The following is a 14,566-nucleotide window of genomic DNA, read 5'->3' as shown; positions in this document are numbered from 1 at the left end:
TTTATAATTCAATACCTTGTCGGAGAGTTGGGCCAATGGCGCCAGCGACGGACGCGAAAAAGCCCCGTATCTCTGATGACGATCGCCTCGTGAATATGTGGCTCCACAACCGGTCTGCGAACACCTCCCGCGCCTATCGTGCGGATGTGGATGCGTTCCGCCAGTGGACAGGCAAGCCGCTTGCGGATGTTGTCCTGGATGACCTGCAAGGCTGGTTTGACAGCCTCATAGGATCAGACGCCACGCGCCGGCGAAAGCTGGCATCCGTCAAATCGGCTCTGGCCTTCGGGGTCCGCGTTGGTTTTCTGGATGTGGACGTTGGCGCAGCGCTTCGCCTGGAGCGTGGGCGCGATTGTCTCAGTGAGCGGATCCTCACGGAAGAGGAAGTGCGGCGCATCATCGACATGGAGCCCTGCCCACGAAAGCAGGTTGCTCTGAATGTCCTTTATTACATGGGGCTGCGCATCTCAGAGATGTGCGCCCTCAAATGGCGAGACATGACACGGCGTCAACAGGGAGGCGTGGCCTCTGTGTTCGGCAAAGGGAACAAGACACGGCATGTGTCTGTTCGCGCAAAGCTGTGGAAAGAGATCGTGGCTGTGAGAGCAGACGACTGGCGTCCCGATACGCCTGTCGTCCCCGGTCACGATGGGAGCCCGCTTCACTTGAGAGCGGCACATCGCCTCGTGAAGCGGGCGGCGAAGCGTGCCGGATTGCCTGATGCCTCTGCGCACTGGTTCCGGCACGCCCATGCCTCACACGCATTGGACAACGGTGCACCAGCCCATGTTGTCCAGCAGACTTTGGGACATTCCGACCTGAAGACCACCACACGATACGCCCACGTCCGAGAGGGCGATGGCGGCGGCAATTACCTGAAAGACTGACGCCTCACGAAGCGGTGGCGTCGGCCATTATTGGAGAGCGAAATGAGCACTCGATACCGACGACGCCCTGAGACGCCAGCCGAGATCCGGGCCGAGCACGTGGATTTCTGGACCCGCGCAGCCGAGCGCTACGAACGCACGGCGCACCATGCCCGGATGCCTGGAATGAAGATCTGGGCGGCTGCCGAGGCACGCCGTGCCCGCGCAGTTGAAGCCAAGCGCAAGCGAGAACAGGCATGAGTCACAATCCCGACGATTACATGAAGGATTCCGCTGGACGCCTTGTCCCGCGTGCGAACGTGAAGCCGGAAGACCTTCTCCAGGACGAACTGGTGCGCAAGCTGTTCGAGCAGGCCCGCACTATCCGCGAAACCATGCGCCAGTTCCGTGAGACTGCGGACAGCGATATCCGGGCCTTTTTGGACCTTCTGGCTGAACAGTATGGAGCCAAGAAAGGCGGTGCGAAGGGCAATCTGACGCTGTCGACCTATGACGGCTGCGAGCGCGTGACCATCGCCATCAGTGACACCATCACGTTCGGCCCTGAACTCCAGATCGCCAAGGAACTGGTGGACAGCTGCCTGACACGTTGGACGGAAGGCGGAAACGCCAACATCCGCGCTGTTGTCACGGATGCCTTTGACGTGGGCAAGGAAGGCAAGCTGAACGTCTCGAAGATCTTGGGCTTGCGCCGGCTTTCGATTGACGATGAGGAATGGAAACGCGCCATGCAAGCCATCACTGACGCGGTGAAGGTCAATGCCTCTCGGAGTTACATCCGTTTTCACGAGCGCGCATCACCGGACAGCGCGTTCATTCAGGTGCCCTTGGACATCGCCAAGGCCTGAACAGCTTCCTGCCATTTGATTGGACGCAGTCTTGTGGTGGGGGATAAGCTGCGTACACAGCTGATCCGGGTGCGACTAACACCCACAGCGAAGCTGCCCCACCGACCACTGCAGTGGCGGGGCTTTTTATCGGGTAAATAAATGAGGGAGTCGAATCAGGGACTTATCCCTGTCGCACCTGTGCGTCCTGTTGCGCCCTATCTTGGTGGAAAGCGTGGTCTAGCGAAGACCATTAGCGAACGGATCAAGGACATTCCGCACACCACCTATGTTGAGCCATTTGTTGGCATGGGAGGCGTATTTCTGCGGCGTCCGTTCAGGTCGAAGGCTGAAGTCATCAACGATCTGAACCGTGATGTTGCCAACCTCTTCCGGATCCTCCAGCGGCATTACGTGCCACTCATGGACATGCTCCGCTGGCAGGTGACAAGCCGAGACGAGTTTGAACGACTCCGGCGTGCTGAAGCGACCAGTTTGACTGATCTGGAGCGTGCTGTTCGGTTTTTGTATCTCCAGCGCATGGCATTCGGCGGGAAGACCAAGGTTCAGGCATTCGGCGTCTCCGTTGGGCGCCCTGCCCGCTTTGACGTCGCAACGCTTGGACCGATCCTTGAAGACGTGCATGCGCGCCTCTCAAGCGTCGTCATCGAGTGTCTGCCCTGGGCAGATGTCATCACGCGTTATGATCGGCCTGAAACGCTGTTCTATCTGGATCCGCCTTACTGGGGGAACGAGAACGACTATGCAGCGGCTTTCAGCCGCGATCAGTTCATGCAGATGGCTGATGCTCTGGCATCGATCAAAGGCCGCTTCATCTTGTCTTTGAATGATCGCCCTGAGGTCCGGGAAACATTCAACCGGTTCCGGATTGAAAGCGTGGACGTGAACTACTCGATCAATCCCAACGCAGCTGGGAAGCGCGGTGAAGTTCTGATCTCTAACTAGACCACACGGGAGAGTGTCATGGCACTGCTACGTTGCATCAACAGCGGGTTAGCAGTGCTGGACACCAGCATTGCCCGCGTTCCTCCCAAGACCGCGGATGCGTTCTACGTGTCGAAGGAATGGCGAGGCCTGATGGCCACCATCCTCAAACAGCGTGGACGCGTCTGCGAGCGCTGCGGCCGCACGGGCTGCCGGATCTTCGGTGATCACATCGTTGAGCTGAAGGACGGCGGTGCGAAGCTGGACCCGAAGAACGTCCAGCTGCTCTGTGGTTCGTGCCACACAGCCAAGACAGCGCAGGCCAGAGCAAGGCGAACTGCCAAAAACTGGTGAAAATGTCGGGAAACTGCCGTTTTTTTCATCTCGACACGTCAAACCATACCGAAATGGTACGGATTGAGGGGGGTGGGTCGGATCTTCAGGCCGGCCCAGGGGGCGTAACCGCGCCAGTCCCACGCGTGAAAATTTTTCCTGAAATTACGAAATGAGGTGCGCACCATCCTGCGCAGGACGGTCCTGAATGTCGAAGAAACCGCCAACAGACTGGGCGGAAATTGCCGACGCTTATTGCGCGGGAAGCCTGTCAAACCGTCAGATTGCAAAGCAATTCGGGATTGCTGAAAGCACCCTGCGCAAGCGCATCGCGTCTGAAGGATGGGAGAAAACGGCCGCGCAAAAGGTGCGCACAACCACTCCCAAAGTGCGCACCACTGCGCACCAACGTCCAGTTGCGCAAAAACGCCCCTCACCTGTCGTCGCGGAGGCCATTCCCGAAGACCTGGAAGGCCGCCTTTTGAGCCTGGCCGAGCGCATGACCGATGAACTGGAAGACATCACGGCGCACCATGGCGAAATCTCGGAAGCGATTGAAATCGAGACCGCTAACGACGAAAATTCTCGGCGGCGGGATGCCATGATGAAAGCCATCAGCCACCCGATGCGTACGAATTCGCTCAAAACGATTGCGCAGACGGTCGCACTTTTGGGCGGCAAAGCTGGTGCCAAAAAAGGCAAGAAAGAGCAGCAGAAAGACGCGGCGGAAAACGCGTCTTCAGGTCGGTTTGCTCCGATGAACCAGCCCAAGCTCGTGGTGAACAATGGGAAGTGAGGGGACGGTCAAAACAACCTCGCGGGCACGAAAAACGACACCAAAACGATCGGGCATCAAAAAAGCGGTTAAACAGGTCGCAGCTATTACAGCGGCCGTTGCGAGCCTCACCTGGTCAACGGCCTGCCCTGATTGGGAACAGCGGATTGTTGCCCGCGAAAGCCTGATCCCCTGCGCACCACTCTTTCCTGACGCTGCCAAGCAGGGCATGGACGTTTTCAACGCCCTGAAGCTCGTCGATGTGATGGGCGAACCAACGATTGGTGAGTCCTGCCGTCCCTGGCTGAAGGATTTCGCGGCATCCTTCTTCGGATCCTACGATCCGGACACAGGCGTCCGACACATCAACGAATTCTTCCTGCTAGTCAGCAAGAAGAACACCAAGTCCACCATCGCTGCCGGCGTCATGCTGACCCAGCTCGTCCTGAACTGGCGGCGGTCTGCCGAATTTCTCATTCTGGCACCGACCAAGGAGGCAGCTGACAACGCCTTTAAACCGGCGCGAGACATGGTCCTGAACGACCCGGACCTGGACGCAATCTTCCACGTCCAGCAGTACAACCGCGTCATTACCCACCGACAGACAGGGGCCACGCTCAAAGTCGTTGCGGCTGATGGTCAGGCAGTCGTTGGCAAGAAAGCCACTGGGATCCTGATCGACGAACTGTGGGAATTCGGGAAGAAACCGACAGGCGAAAACATGATCATGGAGGCCATGGGCGGCATGTCCTCGCGGCCAGAAGGCTTCGTGATCTACCTGTCCACTCAGTCGGAAGAAGAGCCAGCGGGCGTCTTCAAATCAAAGCTGGAATATGCCCGGTCTGTCCGGGACGGAAAGCTGGAGAACAAGAAGTTCTTTCCAGTCATCTATGAGTTTCCCGCCTCTCTTATCGAGGGTGAAAAACACAAAGATCCAGACAATTGGTACATCACCAATCCGAACTACGGGCTGTCAGTCAGTGAGGAGTTCCTTCTCAGTCAGTTTGACCAGCAGAAGGAAGCCGGTGAAGGCCCGTTACGGGTCTGGATGGCAAAGCATCTGAATGTCCAAGTCGGTCTCTCCCTGCGAGAAAAGGCCTGGGCCGGTGCGAAATACTGGGAAAAGTGCGGTGATCCGAACCTGACCCTAAAAGAGCTTGTAAGACGCTCTCGTGTCCTCGTCGCCGGCATTGACGGCGGTGGCCTGGATGACTTTCTGTCCATGGTCGTTCTGGGCTGTGATGAGGAAACTGAAGAGTGGCTGCATTGGCAATGCAGCTGGGTCTTCTGCGATGTCCTCAAGACCCGCAAAGAAGAGGCTCCCCGCTATCTTGATTTCGAGAAAGAAGGCGATCTCGTCCTGGTCACACTCATGCAGGATGACATCATTGAATTGGGCGACATCGCAGAGGATCTCAACCGATCGGGCAAACTTGCCCTGATCGGGCTCGATCCGGCTGGGGTCGCGGAAATCGTCTTTGAGCTTCGCCGTCGCGGAATCGAGGAAAGCCAGATCGTCGGTGTCAGTCAGGGCTGGAAGCTCACTGGGCCAATCAAGACCCTGGAGCGCAAGCTGGCGGACGGGTCTTTCCATCATGGCGGCCGTCCCATCATGGCCTGGGCGGTTGGCAACGCCAAAGCCCAGGCACGGGGCAACAATATCGAGATCACCAAGCAGCTGGCAGGCGGAAAGAAGATCGATCCCCTGATGGCCACGTTCGATGCCGTGGCCTGTATGTCCAAAAACCCGGAGCCACCCGGACCCAAAAGCATTTTTGACCGTGAGGATCTATGGGATTCCTGAACAGTATTTTCGGCGGCTCTCAACGTCCCCCCTCGGAACGGATCGAGCGTGTCTTGCCGCCCGTGATGGCCCAGAGCCTCGAAAATCCCGGCACGCCTCTTTCGGACATCGGCAGCTGGGGTGAGTTTCTGGGGCTACCAGGCACCAATGACGACTGGATGCCGCCTGTCAGTGAGCGCACGGCCATGGCCTGCTCGGCGGTCTATCGATGCGTGACCCTGGAAGCCGGCGTCATCGCGGGTCTGCCGCTCAAGATCTATCGCCTGTCTGCGGACGGGCAGCGCGAAGAACTGCCGAACCATCGGCTGATGCCACTCCTTCAGACTGCACCTTTTCCAGGGCGGGCTCTTACGGCTTTCTCCTGGCGGGAACTCTGGGGCGTGAACATGCTGCTCTGGGGCAATCATTACAGCGCGATCCGCTACGACAACGCGGGCCGCGTTATCGGCTTTGACGCCTATATGCCCTGGCAGGTTCAAGTGGTCCGATTGCCTGGCAAGCGTGGCATCAATTTCTACGTTTGCACGGATGATGACGGCAACAGCGAAGTGCTGCACCAGGAGGACATGCTGCACATTCCCGGACCGGGCTTTGACGGAATCAAGGGCCTGTCCCGGATCCAGTCTTTTGCACGCGGATCGGTCGGCCTGGCACGCTCGATGGAAGAGCGCACCGGGCGTGTCCATCAGAACGCCTCGATGCCGAGCGGTGTCATGCAGGTGCCTGGGAAAATGTCTGATCCAGCATTCAAACGGCTCCGCCGCCAGCTGGAAGAGGCTCACACGGGCGTAGCCAACTGGGGCAAAACGGTCATCGCGGATGAAGGGTCCAAATACACGCCCTTTCAGCTCTCGCCACAGGATCTCCAGACCATCGAAGCCAGACGCTACCAGGTGGCGGATATTTCCCGTTTCTTCGGCGTCCCGCTTCACCTGCTGAATGAGACGGACAAGACCACGTCCTGGGGCACAGGCCTGTCCGAGAACACACTGGCGTACCTCATCTTCTCGCTCGATGCAGATCTGAGACGGATCGAAAGCGAGCTGAATTACAAGCTGTTCTTGGGCACGCGTGTGTTCGCAGAATTTGACCGGGATGGCTTGCTGTCCATGGATCCAGCCAAAACGGCATCGGTCATGCAAAGCGAGATCTCCAGCGGTGTCAGCACCATCAATGAGGCGCGCCGGAAAAAGAACCGACCACCCGTCAAGGGCGGCGACACGCCACTGATCAACAGCACCAACGTGCCGTTGACGACACAGGCAGCGAAGGGGCCGGATAATGCCCCGCCTGTTCCTCAACCTTCACCAGGGCAACAGGAATGAAACGCTATAATGCCCAGGCTGGCCGGTTCTCAAACCGCGCTCTCCTGGCCTTTACGCAGGCAGGGCTTCCCCAGACCCTGACCAGCCGGCCACGTGCAGACGGGCAACCGGCCGAGATCCTGCTGTATGACGAAATTGGCTTTTGGGGTGTGACGGCAAAGGACTTTGCCAACCAGCTGGCGCAGGTCGGTCCCGGACCCATTAACCTGCGCATCAACAGCCCAGGCGGTGACGTGTTCGATGGGCTGGCTATCTATGCCTCGCTCAAGCAGCATGATGGCACGGTCAATGTCATCATTGACGGTCTGGCAGCCTCGGCGGCCTCCTACATTGCTCTGGCGGGCGATACGGTCATGATCGCACCAAACGCCTTCATGATGATCCACAATGCCTGGGGCCTTGTCGTCGGCAACAAAGCCGACATGACAGCCACGGCCGGTGTCATGGCCAAGATCGATGGTCAGATGGCGGCCCTCTACTCCGGAAAAACCGGCCAGAGTGTCGAAGAGATTTCCGCACTGATGGATGCCGAGACCTGGTTTACGGCCGAAGAGGCCAAGGATGCAGGTCTGGCAGACGTCATCGTGAATGATGACCGCACGACCTCGCCATCCGCCAAGATCGATCTGACACCTGATAAGGATGTCCTCGCATTGGCGGCCGATATGGCGCTCTGCTCGCGTCGGCGCATGGCCCGTCTGGCCGAGGCCGAAAACACCGTCTGACCATGCTCTGACTGACCTCCAGGGGAGGCAGAATCAGACATGACTTTACGGCAGCGCGCCGCACAGGCGCAGCATGCCCATTTCCTATCTAAAACAGGACATTCCATGCGTTCCAAGGAACTACGCGCCAAGCGTGCGAAGCTGATTTCTGACGCCCGCGCCCTGATCAACGGCGAAACCGTCACCGCAGAACAGAATACCCAGTTCGATGCCATGATGACCGAGGCAGATGAACTGAAGGCCCGCATTGACCGCATTGAGACCGCAGAAGCCGCTGAAGCGGAATTGGCGGTCCAGGTTGCCGCCCGTGGCGAACAGGAAGGCCGGGGCTCTGACGAACAGCGTGATCGTGAAACACAGGAAGTCCGCGTCTTCGGGGCCTGGCTGCGTGGCGGCATGGACAACCTTGCCGGAGAGGACCGTGTCTTCGCACTTAACCAGGCGCGCCTAGGCACTGAGTTCCGTGCAGCACAAAGCACCCAGTCTGGCCAGGCTGGCGGCTATCTTGTCCCGCCGCTTTTTGCTGATCAGCTTCTGGTCGCTCTGAAGAGCTACTTCACGGCACTGGATCTGTTCGACGAAATCACCACGGCCTCAGGTGCACCGCTTCCTTGGCCAACGAACGATGACACAGCCGCCCGAGCAAAGATCATTGGTGAAAACACCACGATCGGCACTGGCGACCTGAAGTTCGGCATCTCCAGTGTCCTAGCCTATCTGTACGCTACGGATGCCGTTCTGGTGCCCTGGACGCTGATGCAGGATTCCTTCCTCGATCTGGACGCCTTCCTGCGCACCGCTCTGGCGACGCGCTTTGGCCGTACTTTGGCGGATGATCTGACGGTAGGTACCGGAACGAATATGCCGCAGGGTGTCTGCACGGCCGCAGGAGTAGGCGCCACCACGGCCACCGTTGCCATCGGCTATGATGACATTCTCGACCTGCAGCACAGTGTGGATCCAGCCTATCGTCAGGGCGCTACGTTCATGTTGAACGATATGACGTTCAAGGCTTTGCGCAAGCTGAAGGACAATGAAGGCCGCCCACTCTGGTCGCCATCCATTGCTACAGGCGCACCGGATATGTTCGCGGGCTCGCCTCTGAACATCAACCAAAGCATGCCTGACATTGGCGCGGGCAATAAGGCCATGCTGTTCGGCAACTTCAAGAACTACAAGTTCCGAAACGTGAAAGGCCTCTCGGTCGTGCGCCTGAATGAGCGCTATGCCGATGCTCTCCAGACCGCCTTCTTCGGATATGCCCGCTTCGGCGGCGGCATGCCTGGTGCTGGCACGGCCATCAAGGCTCTTCAGACTGGCGCAGCTCCTGCTCCAGGCGGCGGCTGATCTCAAGCAGGAGACTGATCGATGAGAAGCATTGCCCTCGGGTCAGCTCCTGCCCTGGTGCCTCTGGCCTCACTGGATGACCTGAAGGCAGATCTGGGCATCACGGATGCCCAGTCTGACACAGACCTCCAGCGCTACCTTCTGGATGCGACTGAGGCCGTACTGGCTTTTATCGGGCGGCCTCTTCTGTATCAGACCTGGCAGGACCAGATCTTTGTGCGGCCCTTCCCGCGCACGCTGTCTCTGCTGCTGGGCGTCTATCCCGTTCAGAAAGTGACAGCCGTCACGCGCAATGGAGCAGCGCTTGCGCAGGACGCGCTTGACGATCTGGTCATCGATGACGACTGCGGCGAGGTGTTCCGACCGGACGTATCCCATCCCTCCTGGCCTCCAGGGCGGTATATAGTCACGTATGAGGCCGGCTACAGGCTGCCAGGCAAAAATGAGGACGGCACGGCGGATCCGGGAACATTTCCAGGTCCGATTGTGCTGGCTGTTCGGCGCGTTGCCGCAGCGGCCTACCATGCACAAGGCCGGGATCAGGCCCTGAAGTCAGAAAATGAACAGGGTGTCGGATCCACAAGCTGGGTCACACCCGACCCGGCCCTGGGTGGACTGACACCGGAAGCCGCAGGTCTCGTTCAGAGCTTTCGAGCGGTAAAGGGCATCTGATGGGCTACAGAGCAGAACGCCGCCGCCGCCAGATCCGCAGCAAAGGCCGCCCGATGCGCCTGGTCACTGCGAACAAGATCAAATCTGTTGAACTGGTAGGCTACGCTCCACCACCCACGACAGCCACGATCGATGCGACATTGCCGGTCCAGGCTTTCATTGCCCAGATCCTGAACGATGAACTGTCAGCAGCCGGCTACGGACCTCCCCTCAAGGGAGACCGCCTCTTCGACGGCGTGCGGGACTACACGCTGACGGATGCGTCCCCTGTCTATGACGGGGCAGACCTCTGTGGCTGGACCCTTATTACAGCAGGTGGAACATGACCTCTCCCGTCGTCTGGCAAGACGCCTTTGACCGCGCCAAGGCTGCGGGGGCTGCCCTCGGGCTGACAGTTCTGGATGCCCTGGAACAACAGCGCACAACGCCTGATGGACCTTATGTCCTGTTTGAAGTGGCCAGCGCCGCAGCGGACCGGCTTGGGGCTGGTGAAATCGTCGATGAAGAAACCGGACAGATCTGGCTGCACCTGATGGTGGAAAGCGGATCCGGGGCACTGTCGGCCATCACCCTGCGCAAGGCGCTTTCTGTGGCCTTCCGTGTTCCGGTCTCCCCGCTGCCGATCGGTCTTTATTACGACGGCCAGGGGTTTGATCCCCCTAACGCTGACGACAAAGGCAACTGGTTCCGGTTCTCGCTGATGGTCGATTACCGATACCAGGACCGCGTCCTGTAACGCTTTCAGATCCAGAGGTCAGATATGGCATACACGGGACAGACGGCGGGCGTTCATGCCGGCGTCCAGTCCAACGACGTTGAGCTGTCGCTGGCTCTGGAGCAGGATTACGGACAGTATTCCGGCGGTGCGTTCCAGCAGCTCCGTTTTACAAACGAAACCCTCCGGGAACAGAGCCAGCGGATCCGTCCACCAGAAATCACGAGGCGCGGTGAAGTCTGCCAGGCTTTCACGTCTCAGATCTCAATTTCAGGAACCCTGACAGGCGCGTTCTCAATCGGGGGCTATGACAGGCTGTTCGCGGCCATTCTCGGCTCAACCCCTCAGAACGGCAGCATGCTGAATGACAGACAGGTCCGCTCCTGGACGCTCTGTGCGCGGTATGGCGCGGGCTGGATCGTCCGTTACGGATGTGTCTGCACCAAAGCCCAGTTGACCCTGTCGCAGGGATCTTATGCGCAGGTCGCGTTTGATTTCACCTGTGCAGAACAGACCTACGTGACGCAGGATCCAGCCACATTGCGCCTGGAAGCGCCGGTGGGGGCTGTTCTCGATACGGCGGGAAACTTTGACGGCCTTCTGATCGACGGTGTGCCCGTGGACGGAGCGGTGCGCAGCTTCAGCTTCACACTGGGGCGCGATGGATCCACGCCTGAATATGGCCTGGGTAAAGCTGGTCCCTGCGGGCAGAAGCCTGACGATTTAACGGCAACAGGCAGCGTCCAGATCTTCTTCAGGAGCTTTGACCTGTATCGCCGCTATCAGCGCGGGCTCGCTGGTCCTGTGGTGATCCGCGTCAATGACGGCAATGGAAATGCCTATGTGTTTTCGTTCCTGAACGCGACGCTTCAGAACCCCAGAATCAACGCGGGCGGCCGCAATACCTCAATTCTTGCCACCTTCGACATCGAAGGAAACCCGCTGCCAGGCGGCGGAACCTTTGCCCTGTCCCGACACACTGACCCGTTCAGAACCATCAGTGTTTCAGGCGCGTCAGTGACATTTAATGGAACGGCTCTGAGGCCGTAGGAGTGATTGACCGTGGTTGAAATATCCACGCTGCCAGAAGAGCGGCTTCAGGCGGGCGACGCCATCCTCTTCGTGCGGATTGTTGGGGGTGTCGCGCAGGCTTACAAGCTCGATGGCGAATATGTATCCAGCTTTTCAGATGTTGCCGGGCTTCGCGGCGTGGCCCAGGAAGCCATCGCGTCTTCTGAGGCGGCCCTGAATACTCTGGCAGGACTGACGCTTGACGGAAATTCCGCCAAAGTCCTGCTGACAGATGCACTCAAGGGCAATGCGCCACTCAACTGGCGCGGCTATTGGGATGCCGCCCGAAACAGTCCGTCCCTGACCAGCGGCCAGGGCATAGAAGGCGACCTTTATATCGTCTCCAGTGCCGGCACGACGGATCTGGATGGGCACGCGGCGTGGACGGCCGGGGATGCGGCATGGTTCACCAGCGGACAGTGGCAGTATTTCGCCCGTGCGGGCTGGGCTGCCGTCGCGCAGACCCTGACGGGCCTGTCCTCGGTCGCTGCGGGGCAAAGCACAATCCGCACTCCGGGGTCATCGCGGTGGTCCATTGCCTGGCTGGATGATCTCGGCGGAATCATCGCGGGCATTCTCGCAGACGGCTCCCCCCAGTTTCCAGGCGCGTCTGCCCTGATCGGCCCCTCTGAGATTGTCACGTCCTCTCTGCGGGGTTCGGGTGTCCTGACCCTCGATCAAACCGGGGGCGTGGTGGATAACCGCTCCACTCTCGCATTCCCTGGCATTGTTGCAGATACGCGTGGGCCTGTTGCAGCGAACGTCACATGCCGTGCGCCTGGCCATCTCGATGATGCCCGTGTCGGGTATGCTGCGAATGACCGCTGGCAGTTCCGTGGCCGGCATTACACCTGCCTGCGCAATGGTGCAGGCGGCGCGGTCTGGGATCTGACACCTGACGTTGCGCCGGCCTGTCCGGGGGATGTGTTCGGAACCGACCTTGCCGGTGCCTGGGGCGTGGATGCGGTTGTCGCAGGTTTCACGGGACCTGCCTTTGACGTCACCACGACAGTCGCGGGTTCTTCGGTTGTCACCACGGTTCCGATTGTCGCGGGCGGCAAGCATGACGCTGGCATTCTGTCCCGCGCCCTTGTTGATCGCGATACCGGCACGACGGCCGAAATCACCACGCTGTATGACCAGTCCGGAAACGGGCATCAGCTGACGGGCTCTTACGGATCAGCCCCGAAAATCGGTGTGGTCACGGTCAACGGCTTTACGGCCATCTCCTTTGACACGTCTGGCGCTTCGGCTGCACGGTCTTTGAAGAATACCGCGGTGTCTCTTGCGTCCGGCACGTTCACGGCCCTGGCGTTTGGCCGATGGGCCGGAACGAACGCGGCATCGGATGAGCGCATTCAGCTTCTGACGGTCGGGGCCGTCTCGACAGTCAGCGGTATTAATGAAGACGGCAAGCTCGGCGTCTATGATGGCACGTCCTACGTTCAGGGCAGCCAGTACCAGCCCTGCAATCCATCCATGGTAGGGATCAGCGCGGCCGGTGGCACGTCGGTTTCAACGTGGGTGGGCGAAGCCTCCGCGCCGCTGACAGTCCCTGCCGGGGTGCTGTCCAAGACGCTGACAGGCTTCACACTTGGCTCTTCCGGCCTGGGAAATGCCTGTAATGGCGTTCTGACGGGTGTGGTCCTGGCGAAACGTGCGGCCACCACGACCGACATTCAGCGCGCCAACCGGTCGGCCGCGCTGCGGTGGAATTACACGCCGCAGGTCAAGCCGCGCCTGTTCTGCATTGGGGACAGCCGCACGGCTGGTTACATCAACGCAGACTGCCAGAACTGGCCAAGCATGATCGGGGATTATCTGGATCAGCCGCTGGAGGTGTTCAACCTTGCTGTATCCGGGTCGCAGACAACAGACTTCATCCCCAACACGCAGCCGGGTCTCATCACTGAACTGCAAAAGGGCGGATACAACCTGGCGACCATCTGGCTGGGGATCAACGATTTCAGCCATGGTAAAGACAAGGCCGCAACGCTTCAGAATGTCCGGGCGATTGCCTCCGCTGTTCTCGCGGCCGGTGTCAAACACGTCTGGATCATTTCCGAGGCCAAGGTCGGGGATATGGACTGGTTCTGGCAGTATTTCCCGGCTGGCCAGCATCCGAACATCACGCTTCTGACGCCGTTCCTGAACGGGCTTCCGCTCTCGGTCAATGCTGCCGGAAATTTCGATGCTCTGGTCTGGCATGGGGACACCATCCACCCGTTTCCGTCGGGTGGTCGCACGCTCGCATCCCTTGCAGGCCGCGATATCAACGCTTTTATTGCACAGGATCTTGATCAGTGAGCTACGTTCAGACGCACACGATTGCAGGTCAGATGGCCAGCGGCCGGCTTGGCTATATTTTCCCGACCAGCCAGCAGCCTGTTTATGCCAGCCGGTTCTCGTCCCCGCTCGATAACCTGGCGGAAAGCGGCGTTCCTGCCGCTCCCTTTCTGTCGGTTCCAGCAGCGTCTGATGGGGAAGTGACCCTGGGGCGCAGTCTGCCGACGCCTGTGGCCATTCAGGCACCTGTGGCCCAGAGCGCTGACATGACCCTGCTCTTTGTTGCCCGTCTGCCGAATGCCCCCGTGGCCGGCAATGAAATGATCGGCGTCATGGGGGCCACGTTCTACAATTCAGCCAGCAAGGCCGCGTGGGCCGGCTTTTCCTTTGGCCTGGGCAAAGGGTACGCCTTTCTCTACCTCGCCAATGAAGTGAACAACGCTCTGTCCACTCAATACGGGGGCGCAGTGCTGACGGATGCGCAGGCGCAGAACTGGGGGCTGTATGTCGCCCGGATCAGGTCATCTGGTGGTGGTGGCATTACCGCAACCATTCAGGCGCTGACGGCTGGCACACAACAGGTTCAGAACTGGTCTGGAACGATGTACGCCAAGGATGGGGAAACCCCAACCGTCATGCTTGGCGCTGATTATCTCCCCCTGTTCGGAACAAAACAGCCCATCCAGATCAAGCGGTGCTTCCTGTGGAACATGACGCTGTCTGATGCGGAAGTGGACGCCATGGCCACGCTGATCCGTGCTGACCTGGCAGCCGAGGCGATTACCGTCTGATCCTCAATCCTTCTGACTGTTCACGTCACCGCCCTCTGAGGCGGTTTTTTTATGGATGAATCC

16 protein-coding genes are annotated in these 14,566 nt (G+C 59.4%); all 16 read left to right on the top strand.

Translation table 11 applies throughout. The features are described from left to right. The first annotated feature begins 35 nt into the window (after positions 1–35). On the top strand, positions 36–887 hold the full coding sequence (locus HK24_RS00665; RefSeq protein WP_086632919.1) for a tyrosine-type recombinase/integrase: 852 nt from the start codon (positions 36–38) through the stop codon (positions 885–887). Between the two features lie 42 nt (positions 888–929). Then, positions 930–1,127, top strand: a complete 198-nt coding sequence (locus tag HK24_RS00660) for a hypothetical protein (protein WP_086632918.1) — start codon at positions 930–932, stop codon at positions 1,125–1,127. Continuing rightward, positions 1,124–1,735 carry a DUF3164 family protein gene (locus HK24_RS00655; RefSeq protein ID WP_086632917.1) on the top strand — a complete coding sequence of 204 codons (612 nt, stop codon included), beginning with the start codon at positions 1,124–1,126 and terminating at the stop codon, positions 1,733–1,735. The genes HK24_RS00660 and HK24_RS00655 overlap by 4 nt, the downstream gene beginning before the upstream one ends. A 141-nt stretch (positions 1,736–1,876) precedes the next feature. Continuing rightward, entirely contained in the window at positions 1,877–2,680 is an 804-nt protein-coding gene (locus tag HK24_RS00650; RefSeq protein WP_086632916.1) for a DNA adenine methylase, read from the top strand. An 18-nt stretch (positions 2,681–2,698) separates the two neighbouring features. Next, positions 2,699–3,013, top strand: a complete 315-nt coding sequence (locus HK24_RS00645; RefSeq protein ID WP_086632915.1) for an HNH endonuclease signature motif containing protein — start codon at positions 2,699–2,701, stop codon at positions 3,011–3,013. Between the two features lie 187 nt (positions 3,014–3,200). Continuing rightward, positions 3,201–3,788: a hypothetical protein gene (locus tag HK24_RS00640; protein WP_086632914.1), complete on the top strand. Its 588-nt coding sequence runs from the start codon at positions 3,201–3,203 to the stop codon at positions 3,786–3,788. Then, positions 3,778–5,571: a terminase large subunit gene (locus HK24_RS00635; protein WP_086632913.1), complete on the top strand. Its 1,794-nt coding sequence runs from the start codon at positions 3,778–3,780 to the stop codon at positions 5,569–5,571. Before HK24_RS00640 ends, HK24_RS00635 begins: the two co-directional genes overlap by 11 nt. Beyond that, the gene (locus HK24_RS00630) at positions 5,559–6,896 is read left to right on the top strand and encodes a phage portal protein (RefSeq protein WP_086632912.1); all 1,338 of its coding nucleotides are present in this window, start codon (positions 5,559–5,561) and stop codon (positions 6,894–6,896) included. The genes HK24_RS00635 and HK24_RS00630 overlap by 13 nt, the downstream gene beginning before the upstream one ends. After that, positions 6,893–7,621 carry a head maturation protease, ClpP-related gene (locus HK24_RS00625; RefSeq protein WP_086632911.1) on the top strand — a complete coding sequence of 243 codons (729 nt, stop codon included), beginning with the start codon at positions 6,893–6,895 and terminating at the stop codon, positions 7,619–7,621. Before HK24_RS00630 ends, HK24_RS00625 begins: the two co-directional genes overlap by 4 nt. 105 nt (positions 7,622–7,726) lie before the next feature. Continuing rightward, positions 7,727–8,968: a phage major capsid protein gene (locus tag HK24_RS00620; RefSeq protein WP_233125911.1), complete on the top strand. Its 1,242-nt coding sequence runs from the start codon at positions 7,727–7,729 to the stop codon at positions 8,966–8,968. Between the two features lie 21 nt (positions 8,969–8,989). Continuing rightward, positions 8,990–9,640 carry a phage head-tail connector protein gene (locus tag HK24_RS00615; protein WP_086632909.1) on the top strand — a complete coding sequence of 217 codons (651 nt, stop codon included), beginning with the start codon at positions 8,990–8,992 and terminating at the stop codon, positions 9,638–9,640. After that, entirely contained in the window at positions 9,640–9,966 is a 327-nt protein-coding gene (locus HK24_RS00610) for a hypothetical protein (RefSeq protein WP_086632908.1), read from the top strand. The genes HK24_RS00615 and HK24_RS00610 overlap by 1 nt, the downstream gene beginning before the upstream one ends. Further along, a complete protein-coding gene (locus HK24_RS00605; protein WP_086632907.1) occupies positions 9,963–10,376 on the top strand; it encodes a hypothetical protein in 414 nt (137 codons plus the stop codon). The genes HK24_RS00610 and HK24_RS00605 overlap by 4 nt, the downstream gene beginning before the upstream one ends. 24 nt (positions 10,377–10,400) lie before the next feature. Further along, a complete protein-coding gene (locus HK24_RS00600; protein ID WP_086632906.1) occupies positions 10,401–11,405 on the top strand; it encodes a phage tail tube protein in 1,005 nt (334 codons plus the stop codon). A 12-nt stretch (positions 11,406–11,417) separates the two neighbouring features. Next, positions 11,418–13,733, top strand: coding sequence for an SGNH/GDSL hydrolase family protein (locus HK24_RS00595; RefSeq protein WP_086632905.1), 2,316 nt, complete (start codon positions 11,418–11,420; stop codon positions 13,731–13,733). Next, the gene (locus HK24_RS00590; protein ID WP_086632904.1) at positions 13,730–14,503 is read left to right on the top strand and encodes a hypothetical protein; all 774 of its coding nucleotides are present in this window, start codon (positions 13,730–13,732) and stop codon (positions 14,501–14,503) included. Before HK24_RS00595 ends, HK24_RS00590 begins: the two co-directional genes overlap by 4 nt. Positions 14,504–14,566: the final 63 nt, after the last annotated feature.

Source organism: Gluconobacter sp. DsW_058 (genome assembly GCF_002153615.1).
Taxonomy (GTDB): domain Bacteria; phylum Pseudomonadota; class Alphaproteobacteria; order Acetobacterales; family Acetobacteraceae; genus Gluconobacter; species Gluconobacter cerinus.
This window is presented reverse-complemented; position numbering and strand designations above follow the sequence as displayed.